This window comes from Amycolatopsis saalfeldensis, assembly GCF_900110575.1.
Taxonomy (GTDB): Bacteria; Actinomycetota; Actinomycetes; order Mycobacteriales; family Pseudonocardiaceae; genus Amycolatopsis; species Amycolatopsis saalfeldensis.
Genome location: NZ_FOEF01000012.1, coordinates 265,495 through 287,468, shown reverse-complemented (window position 1 = coordinate 287,468; position 21,974 = coordinate 265,495). Strand labels below are relative to the sequence as shown.

Annotated in this window: 20 protein-coding genes; 11 read left to right on the top strand and 9 right to left on the bottom strand. The window is 71.2% G+C overall.

The features are described 5' to 3' along the window. Together lysX and BMY97_RS26470 are read right to left on the bottom strand one after the other, a co-directional pair. Nucleotides 1-2,450, bottom strand: a 2,450-nt coding sequence (gene lysX / locus BMY97_RS26475; protein WP_245787501.1) for a bifunctional lysylphosphatidylglycerol synthetase/lysine--tRNA ligase LysX, incomplete at its 3' end; no start/stop codon positions are given. Between the two features lie 35 nt (nt 2,451-2,485). Then, the gene (locus tag BMY97_RS26470; protein WP_143086302.1) at nt 2,486-2,731 is read right to left on the bottom strand and encodes a hypothetical protein; all 246 of its coding nucleotides are present in this window, start codon (nt 2,729-2,731) and stop codon (nt 2,486-2,488) included. Nucleotides 2,732-2,976: 245 nt separating this feature from the next. On the opposite strand from BMY97_RS26470, the gene BMY97_RS26465 reads away from it, so the two are divergent. From BMY97_RS26465 to BMY97_RS26450, 4 genes are all read left to right on the top strand, one after another. Beyond that, nucleotides 2,977-3,633, top strand: coding sequence for a response regulator (locus tag BMY97_RS26465; RefSeq protein WP_177231557.1), 657 nt, complete (start codon nt 2,977-2,979; stop codon nt 3,631-3,633). Further along, entirely contained in the window at nt 3,630-4,733 is a 1,104-nt protein-coding gene (locus tag BMY97_RS26460; RefSeq protein ID WP_091621226.1) for a sensor histidine kinase, read from the top strand. Before BMY97_RS26465 ends, BMY97_RS26460 begins: the two co-directional genes overlap by 4 nt. 124 nt (nt 4,734-4,857) lie before the next feature. Further along, the gene (locus BMY97_RS26455) at nt 4,858-5,544 is read left to right on the top strand and encodes a hypothetical protein (RefSeq protein ID WP_245787500.1); all 687 of its coding nucleotides are present in this window, start codon (nt 4,858-4,860) and stop codon (nt 5,542-5,544) included. Between the two features lie 106 nt (nt 5,545-5,650). Further along, nucleotides 5,651-6,835: a cation:proton antiporter domain-containing protein gene (locus BMY97_RS26450; RefSeq protein WP_091621272.1), complete on the top strand. Its 1,185-nt coding sequence runs from the start codon at nt 5,651-5,653 to the stop codon at nt 6,833-6,835. A gap of 20 nt (nt 6,836-6,855) precedes the next feature. Here BMY97_RS26450 and BMY97_RS26445 read toward each other — a convergent pair whose 3' ends face one another. Beyond that, nucleotides 6,856-7,752 (bottom strand): alpha/beta hydrolase, encoded by an 897-nt coding sequence (locus BMY97_RS26445; RefSeq protein ID WP_091621225.1) that lies wholly within the window; start codon nt 7,750-7,752, stop codon nt 6,856-6,858. 72 nt (nt 7,753-7,824) lie between these two features. Between BMY97_RS26445 and BMY97_RS26440 the strand changes: the two genes are divergently transcribed. Both BMY97_RS26440 and BMY97_RS26435 read left to right on the top strand, forming a co-directional pair. Next, nucleotides 7,825-8,274: a MarR family winged helix-turn-helix transcriptional regulator gene (locus BMY97_RS26440; protein WP_091621223.1), complete on the top strand. Its 450-nt coding sequence runs from the start codon at nt 7,825-7,827 to the stop codon at nt 8,272-8,274. 122 nt (nt 8,275-8,396) lie between these two features. Next, a complete protein-coding gene (locus BMY97_RS26435; protein ID WP_091621221.1) occupies nt 8,397-9,146 on the top strand; it encodes an alpha/beta fold hydrolase in 750 nt (249 codons plus the stop codon). Nucleotides 9,147-9,158: 12 nt separating this feature from the next. Here BMY97_RS26435 and BMY97_RS26430 read toward each other — a convergent pair whose 3' ends face one another. Together BMY97_RS26430 and BMY97_RS26425 are read right to left on the bottom strand one after the other, a co-directional pair. Next, the gene (locus tag BMY97_RS26430; RefSeq protein WP_091621219.1) at nt 9,159-10,637 is read right to left on the bottom strand and encodes a carboxylesterase/lipase family protein; all 1,479 of its coding nucleotides are present in this window, start codon (nt 10,635-10,637) and stop codon (nt 9,159-9,161) included. Between the two features lie 79 nt (nt 10,638-10,716). Next, on the bottom strand, nt 10,717-11,628 hold the full coding sequence (locus tag BMY97_RS26425) for an AraC family transcriptional regulator (protein ID WP_177231561.1): 912 nt from the start codon (nt 11,626-11,628) through the stop codon (nt 10,717-10,719). A gap of 154 nt (nt 11,629-11,782) precedes the next feature. Between BMY97_RS26425 and BMY97_RS26420 the strand changes: the two genes are divergently transcribed. After that, on the top strand, nt 11,783-12,865 hold the full coding sequence (locus BMY97_RS26420; RefSeq protein ID WP_091621218.1) for an aldo/keto reductase: 1,083 nt from the start codon (nt 11,783-11,785) through the stop codon (nt 12,863-12,865). A 24-nt stretch (nt 12,866-12,889) separates the two neighbouring features. Next, nucleotides 12,890-13,393 (top strand): GNAT family N-acetyltransferase, encoded by a 504-nt coding sequence (locus tag BMY97_RS26415; RefSeq protein ID WP_177231556.1) that lies wholly within the window; start codon nt 12,890-12,892, stop codon nt 13,391-13,393. A 5-nt stretch (nt 13,394-13,398) separates the two neighbouring features. Here BMY97_RS26415 and dnaE read toward each other — a convergent pair whose 3' ends face one another. Next, the gene (gene dnaE / locus BMY97_RS26410) at nt 13,399-16,929 is read right to left on the bottom strand and encodes a DNA polymerase III subunit alpha (protein ID WP_245787504.1); all 3,531 of its coding nucleotides are present in this window, start codon (nt 16,927-16,929) and stop codon (nt 13,399-13,401) included. Between the two features lie 364 nt (nt 16,930-17,293). Here dnaE and BMY97_RS26405 point away from each other — a divergent pair, with 364 nt between their 5' ends. Both BMY97_RS26405 and BMY97_RS26400 read left to right on the top strand, forming a co-directional pair. After that, the gene (locus tag BMY97_RS26405) at nt 17,294-18,124 is read left to right on the top strand and encodes a hypothetical protein (protein ID WP_091621209.1); all 831 of its coding nucleotides are present in this window, start codon (nt 17,294-17,296) and stop codon (nt 18,122-18,124) included. Between the two features lie 152 nt (nt 18,125-18,276). After that, complete coding sequence (locus tag BMY97_RS26400) at nt 18,277-18,477, top strand: hypothetical protein (RefSeq protein WP_091621206.1); 201 nt, start codon at nt 18,277-18,279, stop codon at nt 18,475-18,477. Nucleotides 18,478-18,495: 18 nt separating this feature from the next. Here the strand turns inward: BMY97_RS26400 and BMY97_RS26395 are convergent, their stop codons facing one another. After that, nucleotides 18,496-19,146, bottom strand: coding sequence for a DUF4232 domain-containing protein (locus BMY97_RS26395; RefSeq protein ID WP_091621203.1), 651 nt, complete (start codon nt 19,144-19,146; stop codon nt 18,496-18,498). Between the two features lie 307 nt (nt 19,147-19,453). Here BMY97_RS26395 and BMY97_RS47225 point away from each other — a divergent pair, with 307 nt between their 5' ends. Further along, entirely contained in the window at nt 19,454-19,630 is a 177-nt protein-coding gene (locus BMY97_RS47225) for a hypothetical protein (protein WP_177231555.1), read from the top strand. Nucleotides 19,631-19,771: 141 nt separating this feature from the next. Here BMY97_RS47225 and BMY97_RS26390 read toward each other — a convergent pair whose 3' ends face one another. Beyond that, entirely contained in the window at nt 19,772-20,323 is a 552-nt protein-coding gene (locus BMY97_RS26390; protein WP_091621201.1) for a hypothetical protein, read from the bottom strand. 26 nt (nt 20,324-20,349) lie between these two features. After that, nucleotides 20,350-21,897 carry a choice-of-anchor A family protein gene (locus tag BMY97_RS26385; RefSeq protein WP_245787499.1) on the bottom strand — a complete coding sequence of 516 codons (1,548 nt, stop codon included), beginning with the start codon at nt 21,895-21,897 and terminating at the stop codon, nt 20,350-20,352. Between the last annotated feature and the right edge of the window lie 77 nt (nt 21,898-21,974).

Genomic DNA, 21,974 nt, shown 5'->3' with positions numbered 1-21,974 from the left:
TCCGGCGCGATCCGCAGATACATCCGCATGTCATACGCGTTGATGTGCGTGACGAACGGCCGCGCGTTCGCTCCACCATGGACAGTCTGCAACATCGGCGTCTCGACCTCGAGATAATCACCCTGGTGCAACCGCTCCCGCACCGCACGGACCACAGTGGACCGGAACCGCAGCATCTGCGCCGACTCCGGGTTCACCGCCAGATCCAGATACCGCTGCCGCACCCGCGTCTCCGGATCCGTCAGCCCCTTCCGCTTGTCCGGCAACGGATGCAGACACTTCGCCGTCACCGTCCACTCGTCCACCAGCACCGACAGCTCACCCCGCCGCGACGTCACCACCCGGCCACTCACACCCACATGGTCACCCAGGTCGACGCCGCCACGCCACCCCGTCAAATCAAGCTCACGAGCGTCCAGCATCAACTGCAACTCACCCGAGAAATCCTTGATCCGCGCGAAACACAACCCACCCAACGTCCGCAACGCCAGCACCCGGCCCGCCACCCGAACCCGATGCCCCGTCCGCGAATCCGGCCCCAGATCCGCGTACTTCCGCACAATGTCACCCAGCAGATCCTCCCGCCGGAAACCCACCGGATACGGATCGATGCCCCAGTCCCGCAGCTTGTCCAGCTTCGCGATCCGGACGCGCACCTGCTGGGGCCGCCGGGCCGCCTTCGGCACCAGCCGGGCGGCGGCTTCGTCGATCTCCTTCGCCTGGGCGACGAACTCGTCGGACACCGCCTCGAGCCGCAGCGCGCGCCGGGCGGTGCCGGTGGGCAGGAACCCTTCGAGGGCCCCGGCCACGATGCTGACCCGCGGCAGTTTCCGCGCGGAGGAATAACAGAGGAACCGCGGCTCCCAGTCCGGCCCGTACTTCGCGTTCGACCGGTACAGCGACTCCAGCTGGAAGAACCGCGACGCGCGGCTCAGAATCGCGCGCCACAGCCGAAGCACGGGCCCGGCGCCGATCCGCTCGCCCGCGGCGAACACCGCGCGGAACATGGCGAAGTTGAGCGAAATCCGTTGCGCGCCAAGCTGAGGGCCGGCCTGGACGACCTCCGCGATCAGGTATTCGTTGAGCCCGTTTTCGGCGTCGCGGTCGCGGCGCATCAGGTCGAGCGAGAGCCCGCGCCGGCCCCACGGCACGAACGACAGGAGGCCGCGCAGCTCGCCTCGCGCGTCGTAGGCCTCGACCATCACGCTGCGGCCGTCGCTGGGATCGCCGAGCCGTCCCAGCGCCATCGAAAAGCCGCGCTCGGTCTCGTCGCCGCGCCATCGCTGCGCCTGGGCCCGCAGCACGGCCATCTCGTCGGCAGGTATCTCGCTGTGCCGGCGAACCTGCGCGGTGTAGCCGGCGCGCTGGATCCGCTTGACCGCCTGGCGCACGGATCGCCGGTCCGGCCCGGCGAGGCTGAAGTCGCGGACGTCGAGCACCGCCTCGTCGCCGATCTCCAGCGCCTTCAACCCGGCCGCGGCGTACACCTTCGCGCCGTGTTCGCTCGCCCCCAGCACACCCGGGGTCCAGCCGTAGACCCGCGCTTCGTCGAGCCATGCGCGCACGGCGTCCGGCCACGCTTCGGGGTCGCCGACGGGATCCGCGCTGGCGACGGTGGTCCCCGCGAGCACGCGGTAGGTCACCGCGGCCCGGCCGGACGGCGCGAAGACCACACTCTTGTCCCGTCGGGTGGCGAAGTAGCCGAGCGAGTCGTCTTCGCCGTGTTCGGCGAGCAGCTCGCGCACGCGCAGCTCTTCCGCGTCCGTCCTCATGCGACTGGAGCGCACCCCGCGGAAGAAGACGACCAGCGCGGCCACGCCGGCGAACGCCGCCAGCGCGTCGAGCGTCCCGTCGAGCCAGCCCGGCCCGGCGCCGATCCAGCGCAACTGGAAGAGCCCGCCGGTGGTGTGGTTGGCCACCCAGGCGAGCTGGTCACCGGCGCCGCGCAGGGTGCCGGGCACCACCTCGGTCACCAGGAAGCCGACGACGATCACCGCGGCCAGCCCGCCCACCAGCACCGAAAGCCCGCGCCACCACGCGCCGCGGGCCAGCCGGGCCGGGAACACCGGACGCAGCGCCAGCAGCAGAGCGATCAGCACGGCCGAGATCACCGTGGCGCCGGCGTTCCAGATCACCGGGCCGGTCACGTCCGGATGGTCCTCGACGTCGAGCAACTCGCCGGGATCCACCAGCAGGGCCGTGATCCACAGCAGGGAGAACAGCGCGGAACCGGCCTGGAACCAGACCAGCGTGAGCAACGCGGCGCGTTTGCGGGCCCGCAGCGCCGCCCCGAGCGCGACGAGCACCAGCACGATCACCAGCGCGCTCTCGACCGGCAGGCCGAGCACCGAGAACAGGGTCACCAGCCAATCGCCGAAGGCGCCGCCTCCGTTGGACAGCAACAAGAACAGCGAAACGACCGCGCCGGCCTGCACGACAGTCGCGACCACGCCACCGGCGCGGTCCCGCCAGCGGACCCCGGGGCTCACGGGCGGGCCGGCCGGGTGCGGTGGATCGCGCCGAAGAACGCGCACATCAGCATGGCGAACAAGACGGCCACTGCTCCGGCGATCGCCGCGACGGTGACGACCCGGCGCGAGGCGGCCGACCAGCCGCTCTGCGCCAGGAGCCCGACAAAGACCATGCGCACGAGGAGTTGTTCCGGCCGGCCCGGCACCACCGCCGGCTGCTCGCGGCGCCGGGCGGCGGGCTCGTCCAGCTCGTCGGTCACCACTCGTCCTCCATCGCCGGGTCGGGCCTACCTGGCCACAGTGGGCGCCGGGCCCCGCGGGCGGCCTTCATCGCGGGCCGCCGCGCGGCGCCGTTCCTCCGATAGCGTCATCGGGGACGGCGGCGGTTACCATCCGTTGACCGGCGTCCAGGCCCCCGCCGGTCGGCGGGAGCGCACCCCGCCGACCGGCTGGCCTAGCCTCGGCCGGGGACGGGCCAGGGTGGTGCGCGGGGGAGGGAGCCGAAGTGATCAGGGTGATCGTGGTGGACGACGAAGCGCTGGTCCGCTCCGGCTTCCGGCTGATCCTCGACTCCGCGGCCGGCATCGAGGTCGTGGCCACCGCGACCGGCGCGCAGGCGGTGCGCGAGATCAGCCTGCAGAAGCCGGACGTCGTGCTGCTGGACGTGCGGATGCCCGACGTCGACGGGCTGACGGTCCTGCGTGAGGTCCGCGCGCTGCCGAATCCGCCGGTCGTGGCGATGCTGACCACGTTCGACTCCGACGAGTACATCGCGGCCGCCTTGCGCTCGGGCGCCTCGGGGTTCCTGCTCAAGGACACCGATCCCGAGCAGCTCGCCCACCTCGTGCGGACGCTGGCCGGCGGCGGTGTGGTCCTGTCGCCCAAGGTCACCCGATCGGTGGTGGACCGGTTCCTCGACAGCGGCGCCGGCTCGCCGACGTCGGCGAGGATCGACAAGCTCAGCAACCGCGAGCGGGAGATTCTGATCCAGCTCGCCGAGGGACTGTCCAACAACGACATCGCCGCCGGGGTCCACCTGAGCGTCGGCACGGTCAAGGACCACGTCAGCGCGATCTTCACCAAGCTCAAGGTGTCCACGCGGGTGCAGGCCGCGCTGCTGGCCCAGCAGGCCGGGCTGCTGGCCCCGCGCGACGACCGATGACCACGCGCCGGCCGGCCGTGCTCGCGGCCGATGGCGCACTCGTCGTGCTGGCCCTGCTCGACGTGTGGCTGAACCTCGACTACACCGACGACCTGGAGCTGGTCTGCGCCGCGGTGGCGGCCGTGGCCCTCGTGCTGCGCCGTCGCTTCCCGTACGTGGTCTTCGCGGTGACAATGCCCGCGCTGTTCCTGGGGCCGACGGTGATCGCTGCGCTCATCGCCCTCTACACGGTCGCCGTGCACACCCGGGACCGCCGGGTGGCCGTCGGGTGCGCGGTGCTCGTGGCCGTCGGCTGCGCCTTTCCCTGGCCGCCGTCCGGGGTCGGCGACTCGACCCGTTCCACGGTCCTGCTCGACGTGCTCTACGCGACGATGGCCGCCGCCGCGCCGGCGTTGCTGGGAATCCTGACCAGGACGCACAACGAGCTGCGCGAACGGCTCGTGGAGATCGAGCAGGCGCGGGAGCAGGAGCGGGTGCTGATCGAGCAGAAGACACTGGCCCGCGAGCGGACGCAGCTGGCGCGGGAGATGCACGACGTCGTTTCGCACCAGGTGAGCCTGATCGCGGTCAGCGCGGGCGCGTTGCAGGTCGGTGCGCCCGACTCGGAGACGAAGGAAGCCGCGTCGACGATTCGTTCGCTGAGCGTCAACACTCTCGACGAGCTGCGCCACATGGTGACGCTGCTGCGGGCGTCCGGCAGCCGGCCGACGGAGCTGACGCCCCAGCCGACCCTGGCCGAGCTGGAGCGGCTCATCGCCACCAGCGGCGTCGGCGCCGAGGTGCGGGGCGGCCTCCCCGGGGACATCAGCGCGCCCTTGCAGCGCGCGATCTACCGCACGGTCCAGGAATCGCTCACGAACGTCCGCAAGCACGCGCCCGGTGCGGCCGTGACCATCCACATCGGACAGACCGGTGACGGGCTGGCCGTCGGGATCGTCAACGGCCCGCCGACCCGCACCCCGGTGCCGCTGCCGAGCGCGCAGCACGGGCTGGTCGGGCTGCGGGAACGCGCGGAGCTGCTCGGCGGCACGCTGACCGCCGGGCCCACCCCCGAAGGCGGGTTCGCCGTGCGCCTGCGGGTGCCCGCGGACGCCGGCTGACGGAGCGGTTCCGGTCGACCGGGGGGTGCGGCCCCGACCGTCAACGGGTGGTCGCGCGGGCGGCGCGCGGAGAGGCTGGACCTCGGCTTCTCCCTTGCCTGCACTGCTGATCCTGGAGTAACCGATGACCCTCGTGATCGTCCTGGCCGTGCTCGCCGCCGTGATCCTGGCGGTCCGCGCGGCCGTGCTGCGGTGGCAAGCCGACCGGCAGCGCAAGCTCGACGACGCGGCCGCCGACGCCCGGCGCTGGATCGAACGGCTCGGCGGCCAGGTCCTGACCCTGACCGGCACGGACACCGCTTCGCAGCAGGCGCTCGCCGACGCCGCGGAGCGCTACAACGCGGCAGCGTCCCAAGTGGAGCAAGCCGAGAGCGCGGAGCAGGCCCGGCTGGCGACGGAAACCGCGCTGGAAGGCCTTTACTACATCCGGGCCGCCCGCGTCGCGATGGACATGGACCCCGGCCCCGCGCTGCCGGACGAGGCCGAACGCGAGCGGGCGGGCAAGGTCACCGAGCACCGTCAGGTCGATGTGGACGGACAGGCCTACGCCGCTTCACCCGAACCCGGACAGGACACTCCGCACTACTACCCCGGCGGCGAAGTCGCGGGACGGCCCGTGCCGCAGGGGTGGTACAGCGAACCGTGGTGGAAGCCCGCGCTGATCGGCGGGGCGTGGGGCCTGGGCGCGGCGGTCCTGTTCGGCGCGATGTTCGCGGGCATGCCCGGCGTCGCCGACGCGAGCACCTGGCAGGACGGCTACGACGCGGGACAGCACGACGTCGGCTTCGATGACGACGGCGCCATCTTCTGATCACCCGATCCAGCGGTCGCGCGGCCGTTTCCCGGCGCCGCCCGGAGGCCCTCATTACGCTTCCCCGGTGCGGACTCCCGCGGATGCGTGACGGAAGAAGGTGCCGGTGATCCCCAGCGTGATCGCCGCGACGGTGGTCGTGCTGCTGTGGTCGCTGACCGCCGGACGGCTGGAGAAGTGGCGGGTCAGCGCCCCGATGGCGATGGTCGCCGCCGGGCTGGCCATCGGCTTCACCACCCGCGACGTGCTCGGCAGCGGCCTCAACACCGAAATCGCCCAGCACATCGCCGAACTCATCCTCGCGCTGCTGCTGTTCGTCGACGCCACGGCGGTGAAGGGCGGCTACCTCGGGCGCGACGGCCGGACCGTCATGCGGCTGCTGCTCGTGGCGCTGCCGCTGTCGATCCTGATCACGATGGGCGTGGGCCTGCTGGTGCTGCCGGGGCTGGGGTGGGCGGCGGTGCTGCTGATCGCGTGCATCATCATGCCGACCGACTTCGCCCCCGCGACGTCGGTCGTGCGTGACGCCCGCATCCCGGAACGCATCCGCCACGTCCTGAACGTCGAGAGCGGGTACAACGACGGCGTCGTCGCCCCGGTGTTCCTCTTCGCGCTCATCCTGGCCGGCAGCCACACCCAGGCGAGCACCCCCGTCCAAGCGCTGCAGACCGCGGTTCCCGCCGCCGTGCTGGCCGTGGTCGTCGGGGTGCTGGTCGGCGGGCTGGCCGCGCTGGCGATGAACAAGGCGACCGCGCACCGCTGGGCCACGGAGCACTCCACGCGGATCGCGACCGTCGCCATCCCGCTGCTGACCTACGGCGTCGCGATCGCCGTGGGCGGGAACGGCTTCGTCGCGGCATTCCTTTGTGGAATCGCCTACAAGGCCGCCCGCAAAGACTCCGGCGAAGCCGAGTTCGTCCTCGTCGACGACGTCAGCGCGTTGTGCGGCCTGGGGATGTGGTTCGTCTTCGGCCTCGCCGCGCTGCTGCTGTTCGACTTCGGCGTGACCTGGGGGACGGTCGTGGTCGCGGCGGTCGCGCTCACGGTCGCGCGGGCGGCGCCGGTGCTCGCCGTCCTGCTCGGCTCGGACCTGCGGTGGCGGGACCGGATGACGATCAGCTTCCTCGCCCCGCGCGGCGCCGCGTCCATTGTGTTCGGCCTGCTGGCCTTCAACTCGCTCGACAACGAGGCCGCGGACGTCTCGCTGACGATCATGGTCATCACGGTGCTGGGCAGTGTGCTCGTCCACGGCGTCAGCACGTCGCTGCTGACCGGCCGGAAACGCCCGTAGCCGAGCGGGTTTCGGCCGCCTCAGCCGCGGACGCGCTGGCGCAGGAAGAGCGCGGCCCGGTCCAGCGCTTCGCCCGATTCGTCGAGCGTGTTGGTGAAGGACTGGAACACGTGCGGCACCTTCGCGGTGATGTCGAGGATGACGTCGACCTCCGCGTCGGACGCGCGCAGGGCGAGCCGGCGGGCGTCGTCGAGCAGCAGCTCGTTGGTGCCGACCTGCACCAGCACGGGCGGCAGGCCGGTCAGATCGGCGGTCACCACCGGGCTGAGCAGCGGGTCGCGGCGATCGTGGCCGACGACGTACAGGCTGCTCATGCGGTCGACGCTCGCCCGGTCCAGCAGGGGGTCCGCGTCCGCCTTGGTCACCATGCTTTCGCCGGCTCGCGTCGCGTCCACGCCCGGCGAGAACGCGACGATCGCCGCCGGACGGGGGAGCCCCGCGTCGCGCGCCGCGAGCGCGCCGGTGATGGTCAGCCCGCCGCCGGCGGAGTCGCCGGCGAAGGCGATGGACCCGGGCGCGTGCCCCTGGTCGAGCAGTTCCCGGTAGGCGGCGACGACGTCCTCGACGTCCGCCGGGAACGGGTGCTCCGGCGCCAGCCGGTAGTCCACGGAGACGCCGGTCATCCCGGTCCGGACCACCAGGCCCGCGGTGAGGCCGAGCGCCGTCCGGGGCGAGCCGACCACGTGCGATCCGCCGTGGAAGTAGAGCAGGGTCCCGGTGCCGGCCGCGGCCTCCGGGCTGACGCGCAGCGCGGGGCGTCCGCCCAGTGACGTCTCCTCGGTGCGGATGTCTTCCGGCACCGGCATCGTGGCCATCATCTTCGCGAACCCCTCGCGGGCCTCTTCGACGGACAGCTCCGGCCCGACACCGGTGCCGCGCAACTGCGCGTCGAGCTCTTCACGCTGGACGTTCGACATCGTCTTCCCTTCCGTTCCGAGGTTCCTGCAACTACAGTATATGCCGTGGCAGATAATGTGAAGGAAGATCTGATGGCGTTCGACACAGTCTTCACCGACCTCGTCCGCGTGGAGACCCGGCTGTACAACGCGGTCGCCGAGCGGCTGAAGGCCGAGACCGGTCTCGGGGCCGGGCACTTCGAGCTGCTGCGCTACGTCCGCGAGCACGCGGACGCCCGGGTCGGCGACATCGCCGCCGCCTTCGCGATCGGCGTGGGGACGACCAGCAAGATCGTCGACCGGATGGAGAAACAGGGCTGGCTGGAGCGCCGTGCGAACCCGGCGAACCGGCGCTCGTCCCTGCTCGCGCTGTCGCCCGCGGGCGAATCGGTGGTGGCCGAGGCCGAGCCCGTCTGGCAGACGGCGATCCAGGAGATCCTCGGCGGCGCCGTCACCGCTGACCGGCTGAAGGCGCTGGCCCGGATCCTCGGCAGCCTGCGTTCGGACCTCGAGGACCGCCGGCTGGGGCTCCCCGCCGGATGAGCTGATCGGGTTTCCGTTCCTGAGTCCACAATGGACTCCACTGCCTGCGGCCCCACTCCGCCGGGCGCGGCACTAGGCTCGACCTGGCGACGGCCGAGGGCCGTCATCCCGGGAGGTTCCTGATGTCTGTTGTCTTCGTCCACGGTGTTCCCGAGACCGCGGCGATCTGGCAGCCCCTGCTCCGCGAACTCGGCCGCGAAGACGTCGTCACCCTGTCCCCGCCGGGGTTCGGCGCGCCGGTGCCGGAAGGGTTCGGCGCGACGGCGGAGGACTACCACGGCTGGCTGGTGGCCGAGCTGGAGCGGATCGACGGCCCGATCGACCTGGTCGGGCACGACTGGGGCGGCATCCACGTGCTGATCCTCGCGGCGCGGCGGCCCGAGCTGATCCGGTCCTGGTGCAGTGACGTCGCCGGGGGCTTCGACCCGGACTACGTCTGGCACGACCTCGCGCAGCGCTGGCAGACGCCGGGGGTCGGCGAGGCCGTCGTCGCGGAGACCGCCGCGGTGCCATTCGACAAGCAGGTCGCGGCGTACGTCGGGCTGGGGATGACCGCCGAGGCGGCCGAGGCGTCGGCCCGGGCCAACGGGCCGGAGATGGGCGCCTGCATCCTGCCGCTGTACCGCTCGGCCGTGCCGCCCGCCCCGGTGAACTGGGGCAACGAACTCGAACGGGCCGAACGCCGGCCGGGGCTGGTCATCGCCGCGTCGGAGGACCAGTACGTCGGCGGGCCCGAGCTCGCCCACCGCTCGGCGGTCCGGTTCGGCGCGCGGGAAGCCCGGCTGGACGGGCTCGGGCACTGGTGGATGATGCAGGATCCGAAGCGGGGCGCGGCGGTGCTGGAGGACTTCCACTCGAGCCTGGCGGACTGACCGGGCAGGCGCTCAGCGCCGGCCGTCCCAGAGCACGCGTTCGGCGCCGTGGTCGTCGACGGTGGTGGCCGAGTCGGTGTCGAAGCGCATGGCGACGCGGTGGTCCGGGCGGTAGGCGGGCCAGCCGGGGTCGCCGGTGGTGGCGAAGTCCACCCAGGCCTGGTGCATGGCGTCGGCCAGCTGCTGCGGCGGCCGGTCCCCCAGCAGGGGAGCGAATCCGGGATTGTCGAGGTTGTCGAAGACGAAGGGGAGCTCGACGACGTGGCAGGCGCCGAGCGTCTGGTCGAAGGCAGGCGAACGCCAGGCGCACTCGTACACGAAGGTGCCCTCGTGCGCTTCCGCGAGGCGCAGCGCGGGAATCCGGTAGTACCAATCGGTCACGATCGCGGCGAGCAGGTCGCCCGGGGTGGCGCCCGGGCGGCCGGCGCGATAGCCGCGGACCGCGCGGAAGGCCGGCAGCCGATAGCGCAACGCGGCGGCGTGCAGGACCGGGGTGCTGATCTTCGCGGCGGCGCCGGTGGGGACGAGGAAGAGCCGGGCCTCCTCGCTGTTGGTGCCGATGAGCACGTCGACCCCTCGGCCCGCGCCCGCCGCGATGCACTCGATGGGCGTGGCCGGCAGCTGGTCGCCGTCCACCACCGGCTCGAACGGCATCACGTTGCGGGCGACCTCACCCCACCGTTTCGTGCTCGGACTGGCGATGACCTCCTGGCCGAGCTGCGCCTGCGCCGCGAGCAGCCGCTCCATCGGGACTTCCGCGATCGCCTCGCGGGTCGGCTCGACCTCCAGGATGGCGGCCAGCCGGGTGCCGATCAGCCGGGCCGTGGCCGGGGTGACGGTGCTGTGCCCGGCGCCGGATTCGGCGATGGCCCGGTGGAACAGGCCGTCCGCGGCCGGCATGGCGAGCAGTGTGCACACGCTCATCGCGCCGGCCGACTCGCCGAAGATCGTGACGTTGCCCGGGTCGCCGCCGAACCCGCCGATGTTGTCGCGCACCCAGGCCAGCGCGGCGATCTGGTCGAGCAGGCCGAGGTTGGGCGGGCCGTCGCCGAACCACAGGAAACCGTCCGCGCCGAGCCGGTAGTTGAGCGTCACCAGGACCACGCCGTCACGGGCGAAGCGGCTGCCGTCGTAGGCCGGCAGCGAGCCGGAGCCGCTGGTGAACGAGCCGCCGTGGATGAACACCATCACCGGCAGCCGGCCGGTGGTGCCCGGGGTCCAGACGTTGAGGTTGAGGTAGTCGTCGCCGGGGATGACCAGCCGCGGCACCATGTCCGCCAGCGGCCCTTCCCCGCTGTTGTCCTCCTGGGGCGCGGTGGGGCCGTAACGGGTGGCGTCGCGCGGCGTGGTCCACGGCTCGGGCGGCTGCGGCGGCCGGAAGCGGTTCGGGCCGACCGGCGGCGCCGCGTAGGGGATGCCTTGGAAGACAAGGACACCCTCGTCCGAGGTGTACCCGCGGACGTCCCCCTGCTTCGTGGTGACGGTGGTCAACGGTCCTCCGGGAGATCGGGCGGCTTCGTCGCGGCCCAGTATCCGGGGCGGCGGCGCGCCCGCGCCAGCCGGCCGTGGGTCAGGGCAGGTGCCGGACCTCGCGCGGGGTGGTCTCCGCGCGCAGCCGCACGGCGTCCTGGCCGGGCGGGGCGCCGAACTGGCGGCGGTACTCGCGGTTGAACTGCGAAGGGCTGTCGTACCCGACCAGATGCCCGGCCCCGGCGATGTCGCCCGCGTGCGAAACCAGCAGCGAGCGGGCCTCCTGCAACCGGATGCGCTTCTGGAACTGCAGCGGGCTCATCGCGGTGACGGCGCGGAAGTGCCGGTGGAACGCGGAAGCGCTCATTCCGGCCAGCCGGGCGAGGTCCTCGATCCGGAGCGGTTCGGCGTAGTTCTCGCGGATCCACTGGATGGCCCGGCCGACGTGCGACAGGTAGCTGTCGGCCAGCCCGGCCTGGCGGACCAGGCCGCCGTGCGGGCCGGTGAGCAGCCGCCAGACGATCTCCTGCTCCACCAGCGGGGCGAGCACGGGCGCGTCCTCGGGATGGTCGAGCAGCCGCAGCAGCCGGGTGACCGCGTCGAGCAGGCCGGGGCCCGCCTCGCCGGTCGCCATCGCGGGCAGCTCGGCCGCCGCGCGCGAGGATCGTGCAGCGGGAGCCCGCAACAGCAGCGGGGCGATCGTGGCCGGGCGCAGTTCCAGCCCCATCGCGAGCGACGGGGTTCGCGGGCCGGCGTCGAGGAAGTGGCCGGTGACCGGGAGATCGGTGGTGACGACCAGGCATTGCCCGGCCCGGTACTCGTAGACCCGCTCACCGAGCAGCAGCCGTTTGCCGCCCTGGGCCATGACCACCAGCAGCGGCTCGGTCAGCGAGTGGTGCGGCTCCTCGTTGTCCACACTGGACAGCCGGAGCCCGGCGATCGGCGTGCGGCCGTCCGGCCGGGCGTGGGCCGCGATGAGGCCGCGGATCTCGTCGAGCAGGGTGGCAGGCATGCTCCACGGAAGCATCCGGGAGGCCTTCCTGGCAAGCCCGATCCGGGCGAACGCGATCGGATCAGGCAACGATCGAAGCGGATCGACCTACCGTGCCCGTGGCCCGCGCGCTTCGATGAAGAGGACCGTTTCCCCCAGCTTGGGAGTCCTGCTCATGTCGCTCGACCACTACGTCACCCTCGGCCGCTCCGGGCTCCGGGTCAGCCCGCTCGCCCTCGGCGCGATGACCTTCGGCGAGGATCCCGGCGGTGCCGGGTGCAGCGTCGAGGAGTCGGAGAAGATCCTCTCGACCTACCTCGACCGCGGCGGGAACTTCGTCGACACCGCGAACTTCTACACCAACGGCCACTCCGAGAAGATCCTCGGCGACTACTTCGCCGCCCGTCCCGGCCGGCGCGGGCACGTGGTGCTGGCGTCGAAGTTCTTCTTCAACATGTTCCCCGGCGACCCGAACGGCGGCGGCGCGGGCCGCGGGTCGATCACCGCCCAGCTCGACGAGTCCCTGCGCCGGCTGCGGACCGACCACCTCGACCTGTACTGGTTGCACAATTGGGACCGCAGCACGCCGATCGAGGAAACCCTGCGGACGCTCGACGACCTGGTCCGCGCCGGCAAGATCCGCTATATCGGCTTCTCCAACACCCCGGCCTGGGTCACCGCCCAGGCGCAGACCACCGCGTTGCTCAAGGACTGGACCCCGCTGATCGCGCTGCAGGTCGAGTACTCCCTGCTGGCGCGCACCGTCGAGGGCGAACTGGCCCCGCTCGCGCTGGACCAGGGGATGGCGCTGGTGCCCTGGAGCCCGCTCAAGAACGGCTTCCTGTCGGGGAAGTACCGGCGCGGCGTCCAGGTCGCCGACTCGGCCCGGGCCGCCTACGTCGGCGGCCCCGGCGAGGCCGAGTTCACGGTGATCGACGCCGTCGCCGCCGTCGCCGAGGAACTCGGCACCACCTCGGCCGCGGTGTCGCTGGCCTGGCTGCGCGCCCGGGAAGGCACCGTCGTGCCCATCGTCGGCGCCCGGCGGGTCGAGCACCTCGAAAGCAACCTCGCCGCGCTGGAAGTGAGCCTCAGCCCCGATCACCTCCGCGCTTTGGACGAGGTTTCCGCGCCGAGCCTGGACTACCCGGCCCCGATGCACGGCGCCGCGCGGGCGATGCTCCAGTTCGCCGGATCCACAGTGGACGGACAGTCGTCCACTGTGTACGAGGCGCTGCTGGCGAGCGACGTCCGCTACTGAGGGTTTCCGCCTAAGATCGGCCTCGTGGAGACGACAGAGCTGACGATCCGGCTGGCGAACGCGGCGGATGTCCCCGCGCTGGTGGAGTTGCGCATCGCCAACGCCGAGGCGCACGTGGCCCTCGACCCGGACACCTACCGCGTGCCGGCTCGGGACGTGGTGGCCCGGCACTTCGCGGCGGCACTGGCCGAAAAAGCAAGCCAGGACGCGGTTTTCGTCGCGGAAACCCCCGAGGGCCGGGTTGTCGGCCTGGTCGAGGTGCTGCGTCACCCCGGGCCGCCGGAGCACCAGATCCTGCGCCCGGAGCCGTCCGCGGAGGTCCACACGGTCGTGCTGGGCGACGTCCGTGGCGGGGGAACGGGCGCGGCGCTGCTGGCGGCGGCGCAACGGTGGGCCACCGGCCAGGGGATCCGGTACCTGGCCGCCGGCATCCATCACCGCAACGCCGGCGCGGTGCGCTTCTACGCCCGCGCCGGCTTCGGCGATGCCGGTCTCCGCTTGGTCAAACGGCTGGGGAACGCGTCGTGACCGGCTCAAGCGCCGATCGAGATGCCGCGGATCCCCTTCAGCTCGCCGGCCAGTGACGCGGTCGCGTTGACCGAGTAGTTGTCCAGCACGAAGACGGTTTCCCGGCTGCCCGCGAGCACGAGGTGGACCGGGGTGTCACCGCGGTGGGCGGTGAGGGTGCCGCGCAGCTCGGCGACGACGTCACGGTCGATCTTCACCGCGTCCGCGCGGATCACGAACGGGGGCGGGCCCTCGGACGGGTTGAGCTCGGCGTCGCTGATGTCGAGGGTGATCACGTTGCCGCCGAAGACGGACATCTTGTCGTCGCGCCAGTTGACCCGGCCCTTGATCGCCACGGCGGAGTCCTGGACCAGCTCGGCCTGCCACATCGAGTAGGACTTGGCGAAGAACAGCACTTCCATGGACGCGTCGAGGTCCTCGACCGCGACGATCGCCCAGGGCTCGCCCTTCTTGTTGACCCGGCGGTCGACCACCGAGATCATGCCGGACAGCACGACTTCGCCTTCCTTGGGCGCGTCGTCGATCAGCTGCGCGATCGGCTTCGGCGCGTGCTGGCGCAGGATCCGCTCGGCTCCGTCCAGCGGGTGGGCCGAGACGTACAGGCCGAGCATGTCCCGTTCGTAGGCGAGCAGCTGCTTGCGCGGGTACTCCTCGTCCTCGAACTTCAGGTGGGCCAGCGGTGACGAGGACGCGGCGACTTCCGCGTCGCCCTCTTCTTCGCCGCCGAAGCCGAACAAGTCGAACTGCCCCATGGCTTCCTGGCGCTTGAGCGGCACCACCGCTTCGACGGCGTCCTCGTGCACCTTGACCATCGAGAGCCGGGTGGTGTCGAAGGAGTCGAACCCGCCGGCCTTGATCAGCGATTCCAGCACCCGCTTGTTGCAGGCGACCAATTCCGACTTGTCCAGGAAGTCGCTGAACGAGGTGTACTCGCCCTTGGCCTTGCGGGTCTTGACGATGGAGTCGACCACGTTGGCGCCGACGTTGCGGACCGCGCCGAGGCCGAAGCGGATGTCGGAGCCGATCGCGCGGAACTGGAGGTTCGACTGGTTCACGCACGGCGGGAGGACCTTGATGCCCATGCGGCGGCACTCCGCGAGGTAGATCGCGGACTTGTCCTTGTTGTCACCGTTGGAGGTCAGCTGGGCCGCCATGAACTCGGCCGGGTAGTTGGCCTTGAGGTAGGCGGTCCAGTACGACACCAGCCCGTAGCCCGCGGTGTGGGACTTGTTGAACGCGTACCCGGCGAACGGGAGCATGACGTCCCAGAGCGTCTGGCAGGCCTGTTCGGAGAAGCCCTTGCCGAGCATGCCGGCGCGGAACTGCTCGAACTCCTTCTCGATGATCTCTTTCTTCTTCTTGCCCATCGCGCGGCGGAGCAGGTCGGCGCCGCCGAGGCTGTAGCCGGCGAGCTGCTGCGCGATCGCCATCACCTGCTCTTGGTAGACCAGCAGGTGGTAGGTCTCGCCGAGGATCGGCTCGAGCGCGTCCTTCAGCTCGGGGTGGATCGGGGTGATCCGCTGCCGTCCGTTCGAACGCTCGGCGTAGTCGGTGTGCGCGTTCGCGGCCATCGGGCCCGGCCGATAGAGCGCGAGGACCGCGGCGATGTCACCGAAGTGCGTGGGCGCCATCGCGCGCAGCAGGCTGCGCATGGCCGCGCCGTCCAGCTGGAACACGCCGAGCGTGTCGCCGCGGGCCAGCAGCTCGTAGGTCTTCTTGTCGTCGAGCTCGAGACTGGCCAGGTCGATGTCCCGGCCGTGGTTCTCCTTCACCGCGCGGACGGTGTCCTCGATGATCGTCAGCGTCGACAGGCCCAGGAAGTCCATCTTCAGCAGCCCCATGTCTTCACACGAGGGGTAGTCGAAGCCGGTGATGGTGGAGCCGTCGTCGCGCCGCCACAGCGGGATCACGTCGAGCAGCGGCTCGGACGAGAGGATGACCGCGCAGGCGTGCACACCGGCGTTGCGGATCAGCCCTTCCAGGCCCCGCGCGGTGCCCATGATCTGGGAGACCTCGGGGTCGGTGTCGGTCAGGGTGCGGACTTCGGTCGCTTCCTTGTACCGCTCGTGCTGCGGGTCGAAGATGCCCGAGAGCGGGATGTCCTGCGCCGCGATGGGCGGGGGCAGGGCCTTGGTGATCCGGTCGGCGATGGAGAAGCCGGGCTGGCCGAAGTGCACCCGCGCCGAGTCCTTGATCGCCGCCTTCGTCTTGATCGTGCCGAAGGTGATGACCTGGGCGACGTTCTCCGCGCCCCACTTTTCGATCGTGTACTGCAGGACCTCGCCGCGGCGGCGGTCGTCGAAGTCGAGGTCGATGTCGGGCGGGCTGACGCGCTCCGGGTTGAGGAACCGTTCGAACAGCAGGCTGTGCTCGATCGGGTCCAGGTCGGTGATGTGCAGGATGAACGCGACCAGCGAGCCGGTGGCCGAGCCACGGCCGGGGCCGACCCGGATCTTCTCGTTCTTCGCCCACCGCACCAGGTCGCCGACCACGAGGAAGTAGGCCGAGAAGCCCATCTTCGCCATGATGCCCAGCTCGCGGTCGATCCGGTCGGTGTACTCCTGGGTCAAGCCGCCCGGGAACCGGCTCGGGACGAACTTCTCCACCTCGTCGCGCAGCAGGTCGTCCTCGGTCTTGCCCTCGGGCACCGGGAACCGGGGCATCCGATCTTTGAAGTCGAACACGTCGGCGTAGGACTCGACCCGCTCGGCGATCATCAGCGTGTTCTGCGCGGCGCCCGGGACCTCCTTGTCCCAGTACTCCCGCATCGCCTCGGCCGACTTGAGGTAGTAGCCGTCGCCGTCGAACTTGAACCGGGTCGGGTCGTTGAGCGTCTTGCCCGCCTGCACGCACAGCAGCGCCGAGTGCGCCTCGGCCTGGTCCTGGGTGACGTAGTGCGAGTCGTTGGTCGCCACCGGCTTCAGGTCGAGCAGCCGGCCGATCTCGAGCAGGCCCTCGCGCACCGACCGCTCGATCGGCAGCCCGTGGTCCATCAGCTCGAGGAAGAAGTTGTCCGCGCCGAACAGGTCCTTGTAGTCCGAGGCGGCCTGGATCGCCTGCTCGCGCTGGCCCAGCCGCAGCCGCGTCTGCACCTCGCCGGAGGGGCAGCCGGTGGTGGCCATGATGCCCTCGTGGTGCTCGACCAGCAGGTCGCGGTCCATGCGGGGCTTGCGGTAGTAGCCCTCGAACGACGCCAGCGAGGACATCCGGAGCAGGTTCCGCAGGCCCTGGGAATTGCGCGCCCACATCGTCATGTGCGTGTACGAGCCGGCGCCGGAGACGTCGCCGCCCTCACCGAACTCGTCCGACCCGCGCTGGTTGCGCTGGCCCCAGAACACCGGCTTCTTGTGGAACCGGCTCTCCGGCGCCAGGTAAGCCTCGACCCCGATGATCGGCTTGACCGGGCTCTTCTTCGCGACCCGGTAGAACTCGGCGGCGGCGGACATCGTGCCGTGGTCGGTCATCGCGATCGCCGGCATCTCCAGCCGCTCGGCCTCGGCGAGCAGGGGCTTGACCTTGGCCGCGCCGTCCAGCATGGAGTATTCGGTGTGCACATGCAGGTGGACGAACGAATCGGACACGGTTGACTACTCCCTGAACTCGCGGCGCCGGCACTGCGGCCCCCTACGTTAGTGACTCGCGAGCGGCTGTCTTCACACCACGCTGGTTGTCACCCAAAGTTACCCGGTGCTGCCCTGGGTAGTGCTCCGCAACGGCTGCCCGGCGTGCTTTCGCGCCCCGCGGCAGGTCTCGATCACCGGGCCTGAGCGTTGACACGGTCAGCCGCCCGCCCCTACCGTCAGGGGGCAAGACATCGGATGTTCCGGCCCCTTGAGGCCGGTGCCACCCGCCGGCCGATGTGTACCCCCTGAGCACCACAGCCAGGAAGGACACACCGAAATGTCTGATTCCCCGTTTTCCCGCGCGTTCCCCCGCCGGACCGCGCTCCGCACGCTGGCCGTCGCCGCGGTCGCTGTGCCGGTCGCGCTCGGGTCTTCGGCCAACGCCGCACCCCGATCGCCGAAGGCGGCTTCGCTCTGGCATCCCGTGCCGTCGACCGACGGCTTGAAGGCCTTCGAGGGCGTCGAAGCCGACCGGGGCCACCTCCACCCGACCCGCAAGTACGTCTACGCCGAGGGCGGCGACCACTACCGGTTCAACATCTGGCGCGACGACCGGGACACCACCGGCGGCGGCGACCGGCAGCGCACCGAGGTGAAAGGCATGGTGCAGAACGGAACCGCGCTCAAGATGCACGACGGCGAGACCTGGACCATCGCTTACGACATGTACCTGCCGTCGACCCTGCACGGCACCAGCAAGTTCACGCACATCTTCCAGACCAAGACCCCCTCGACCAACGCGGGCCCGTGGGTGACGCTGGACCTGACCCGCAGTGGTGGCAAGGAACTCATCTCGGCGCGGGCGTACGCCAATCCCGGTTCGCCCAGCATCGCTTCGACCGACCTGGCCCCGTTGCGGGACAAGTGGGTCAGCGTTCAGTGGACGCTGACGATCGGCGCCAAGGGGACCGCGGCGTTCCTCATCCGCGACGGCGCGGGCTCGGGCGCGCCGATCGCCGCGCAGGGCAGCATGACCAAGGTGAACATCCCCGACCAGGGCGACTACGTGCGGCCCAAGTGGGGGATCTACCGGTCGGTGCAGAGCGCGTCGTCCGACATCGTCGACACCTACCTGCTCTTCCGGAACTACACGGCGAGTCGTAAGTAGCCCGCCCGGCCCGTGACGCCCGGGCGCCTGGTCGAAGCTGGGGGCCTTGCCGGGCAACGAGGTGACGGTCGTCCGCGCGATTCCGCTGCCACCGCGTCGATCTCGGCCCATCTGCATTACCTGGACATGGGTCCGGCGAGGCGGAACGTTATGTGCGCACCATGTTCTCGAACGTCGAGGCCGCGCTCGACGACCATGGCACTAGCCTGTCCGACCTCGGCCGGGCCCACGAAACCCGCGGCGGCATCAACGAGCAGCTTCGCGCGGCCTGGTTCACCCCGGGAAACCAGGCCGCGCTCGAACAGGCGCTGGAGGACATCAGGTCGCGGGTCGCGCGTCCGCCGGTGGGGTGAGGCTTCCCCGTCCGGGGTTCAGGAACCGGCGATGACCGGCGAGATGCCGGCGGCGGCGATGCCGGCCTCCGAGTCCTGGTAGAACGGCGTGCCGAGCGTCCACGGGACGGACAGGTGCGTGGTCTCGTTCGGCGGCGTCACCGAGAGGTGGGTCGGCGTCCACAGCTGCGCGGCCTGCGAGTCGGGCTGGACGCCGCTCGGGTCGATGTAGTTGATCGTGGTGTGCGCGGTGCCGCCGGCCGCGAGCTTGACCACGGCCGGGGTTTCCCCCATGCGGGGCAGCGAGAACGTGGGGTGGTTGGAGCCCTGGCCCGGGCCGACCACGTCGACCCCGCCGAAGCCCTGCATGGTGCACGAGTGGCCGGAGTGGTTGGTCCACACGAGGTTGACCTTGTAGTGCGTGCCCGCGGCGCCGAGCTGCCCCTGCACGTCCGTGGGCACCTCCTGCTTCGCGCCCAAAGCGGCCTTCAGGTCGGCGGACCGGCAGGCGCCGCCGTTCTGGGGCGCCTTCGCGGTCGCCGGCTGGCCCGCGCCGCCGGCCCCGGACTGGCTCTGGCTGTTCGCCGGTGCCTCGGCCGGCGCGGAGCCGGCCGAACTGCCCGACGCCGTCTGGCTTCCCCCGCAGGCGGCCACCGCCGCCACGACCAGCGCCCCCGTCGCGAGCAGCACCGCTCGCCCACCTGCTTGTCGCAGCTTCACCACTGTCGTCCCTTCTTCGTGAGCTTTTCCCCGTCAAACTACTCACTGGAACGGACGCTTGATCGCCCGAGGGGTTGCCGGCCCGAGGCCCGGTTACCCGGCCGTACACGGGCGGCTTCTCGAATGGCCCCTGTGGGTTGGTGCCGGGCCCGCCCCCTACGCGGGCCCGGCGCCCATCCCCGCACCCGCCCGCGCGACGGGTGCGCCGGTGAAACCTCCGCCGCGTGGACGCATGACGGGCGCGCCGGGCATTAACCCCCGTGCGGGGGATACGGCGGTGGCTGTTTCCGCAGGTGGACGTCCGGCCGGATCGGGTCGTCGCGCACCGTTGCGTCCACTGTGGACGCGGCCCGGCCCGGGCCGCGAGGACCTGACCGCGGACGACATGGACGACCGCCACGAACCGGTCGCGTTGCGGGCCAAGGAGAGACCAGCGGCCTGCTCGACGCGCTGATGGTGCCCCTGCCGGTGGACGGGTCGGATGTGCCCTCGGCGCTCAACTATCTCGCGCCGCTCACCAACCCTGTCCGCTTCGGCCTGACCTGCCGGGAGCCGGACCGCCTGCGCGACGGCCATGCTGCGCCGCCGCTCTTCGTCAGCTGTCCTTCCAGAGTTTGGCGTACTTCTTGCGGTATTTTTCGTCGGTTTCGCCGGCGATCAGGTCTCGCGCCGTGGTTTGTATCCCGTCGTCTTTCGTGATGTCGTGGACGTTGCGCATGCTTTGGAGAATGTCGTAGCGGATCAGCGACCAGTTCTTCTCGGCCAGGCATTCGGTGAAGCGCAGGACGAGGCCTTCGCGCCAGATTTCGCGCTGGCGTGGTCCGGCTGCGCCGACCTTCCAGAGTGCCTGGAGGCAGTGGCGTGCGGTGACGAATCGATCGTCGCGGGTCACGTTCAGCAGGGCCGGGAAGTCCGTTGCCAGGCGCACTTCGGGGTCGCTCTTCGCCAGGTTGCACAACAGCTGGGCGGCGATCGCGCGGACGTGGTTGTCCTGGTGGCCCAGGTCGGCGACGACCTCGTCCCAGACGTCGTAGGCCCAGTCGACGGAACTGTCCGTCTCCGCGATGACGGCTTCGAACGCGCGGCTCCGAGCGGTCTTGTCCGGCCCGCGGATGTCGTCCAGGTTCCGGCGGATCGTCTGGTCCATCGGGCCATTACAACAGGCCCGGCGGATCAGGATGCGCGGCGCTTGCGCCGGAGGGTCAGCGCCACCAGCACCCCGCCGAGGGTCAGCAGGAAGACGCCGACAGTCAGCGTGCCGCGGAGGTCGGACCCGGTCGACGCCAGCGGCTTGCCCCCGGACGGGCCGCTGCCCGGACCGGTGCCGGGCCCCGCCGGCTGACCCGGCGTGGTGCCGGTGGTCACCCCTGGGCCGCCGGGGCCGGTGCTGGACGTCGTGCTCGTGCCGGATGCCGACGTGGTGCTGGTCGGCGGGCCGGTGGTGCTCGTCTTGCTGGTGGGGCTGGTGCTGGTGGCCGGGCTGCTGGTGCTGGTGGGGTTGCTGGTTGTCGGGGTGGTGCTCGTGGTCGGGCTGCTTGTGGTGGGGCTGCTCGTCGTCGGGTTGCTGCTGGTCGGGCTCGTGGTGGGGGTGAGGCTGCTGCTGGTCGGGCTCGTTGGGCTGGAGCTGCTGGCGGTCGGGCTGCTGGTGTCGGTGCTGCTGGTGGGGCTGCTCGTGGTGGAGCTGCTGGTCGGGCTGGACGTGGTCGGGCTGGACGTGGTCGGGCTGGACGTGGTTGTGCTCGAGGTCGTCGGGGTGGTGGTCGGGGTGGTGGTGCAGTCGGGCAGGTCGCCGTCGAAGGGGTAGGCGTGGAGTTCCTGACCGCCGCCGCCGGTGGGCTCCGAGGTGTGCAGGAGGGAGCCGGTGGTGAAGAAGCGGCCGTTCATGCCGGAGGCGGTGACCGTCGCCAGGCTGTCCTGGTTGCCGATCAGCACGCTGCCCTGGAATTGCGCGCCGCCGGCGATTCGTACGCTGGTGGCGTCCGGGAAGTTCCACAGGAGCCGTTCCCGCAGTTTGTTCAGGCCGTCCTGGTCGGCGAGGTCGCCGCTGTAGGTGTTGATCGCGCGGGCGCTGCCGGTCAGGTTGACCAGCACCGTCGCGCCGGGCGGGATGCCCTGGAACTCGAGGCCCTGCATGCCGCCGCCCGGGCCGGTCAGGTCGAAGTCCACAGTGAACACTTGCAGTGCCGACTTCCCGTCGCCGGTGAACAGGGTCCGGTAGCCCTCGTTGCGGGCCGTGCCCGTGGCCGGCCGCGGTCCGGAATCCGGATAGGCGTAACAGCGGCTGGCCTGACCGAGCTGGGCGCGCAGATCCCGGTACGGCTCGGTCGCGTCCGGGTCGGCCACCGTCGTGCCGGTGACGGTCCCGGTCAGCGCGCCCGCGTGCCGGACGACCCCGCCGTCGGCGAGCAGCCGCTGTCCCGGTGCGACGGTCACGCCGCCGCCGGCGGTCAGGAAATCCGAACCGTCGGGCGGCGGCACGCGCGAGCCGGCGCCCACGATGCCGACGTTGTACACAGAGGACCCACCGGCTCCCTTCGCCATGGCGAAATCGCCGAGCACCACCAGTTTCCCCTCGGCTTCGGCGGCCGCGCCGCCCACCTGAAAGCCGCCGCCGACGTAGACGTTGATGCCTTCGTCCCGGCCGGCCAGCGGGCCATTGCCGACCGGCGGATAAGGGCTGGGGCAAGCGCTCCCGAGGCACGGGCCGAGCCCGCCCGGCAACGGCGCGGCGGTCGCGCCGGGAGAACCACAATGGCCACCACGCACACGGCGGCGGCGACACTGGCCGAGATCGAGGC

What these genes read in the sequence shown, in the direction of transcription:
- BMY97_RS26425 (WP_177231561.1), bottom strand. Translation starts at nt 11,628, where the DNA reads ATGCCTGCCACCCTGCTCGACGAGATCCGCGGCCTCATCGCGGCCCAC.
- BMY97_RS26420 (WP_091621218.1), top strand. Translation starts at nt 11,783, where the DNA reads ATGTCGCTCGACCACTACGTCACCCTCGGCCGCTCCGGGCTCCGGGTC.
- BMY97_RS26460 (WP_091621226.1), top strand. Translation starts at nt 3,630, where the DNA reads ATGACCACGCGCCGGCCGGCCGTGCTCGCGGCCGATGGCGCACTCGTC.
- BMY97_RS26445 (WP_091621225.1), bottom strand. Translation starts at nt 7,752, where the DNA reads ATGTCGAACGTCCAGCGTGAAGAGCTCGACGCGCAGTTGCGCGGCACC.
- BMY97_RS26435 (WP_091621221.1), top strand. Translation starts at nt 8,397, where the DNA reads ATGTCTGTTGTCTTCGTCCACGGTGTTCCCGAGACCGCGGCGATCTGG.
- BMY97_RS26405 (WP_091621209.1), top strand. Translation starts at nt 17,294, where the DNA reads ATGTCTGATTCCCCGTTTTCCCGCGCGTTCCCCCGCCGGACCGCGCTC.
- BMY97_RS26455 (WP_245787500.1), top strand. Translation starts at nt 4,858, where the DNA reads ATGACCCTCGTGATCGTCCTGGCCGTGCTCGCCGCCGTGATCCTGGCG.
- BMY97_RS26390 (WP_091621201.1), bottom strand. Translation starts at nt 20,323, where the DNA reads ATGGACCAGACGATCCGCCGGAACCTGGACGACATCCGCGGGCCGGAC.
- dnaE (WP_245787504.1), bottom strand. Translation starts at nt 16,929, where the DNA reads ATGCTGGACGGCGCGGCCAAGGTCAAGCCCCTGCTCGCCGAGGCCGAG.
- BMY97_RS26440 (WP_091621223.1), top strand. Translation starts at nt 7,825, where the DNA reads ATGGCGTTCGACACAGTCTTCACCGACCTCGTCCGCGTGGAGACCCGG.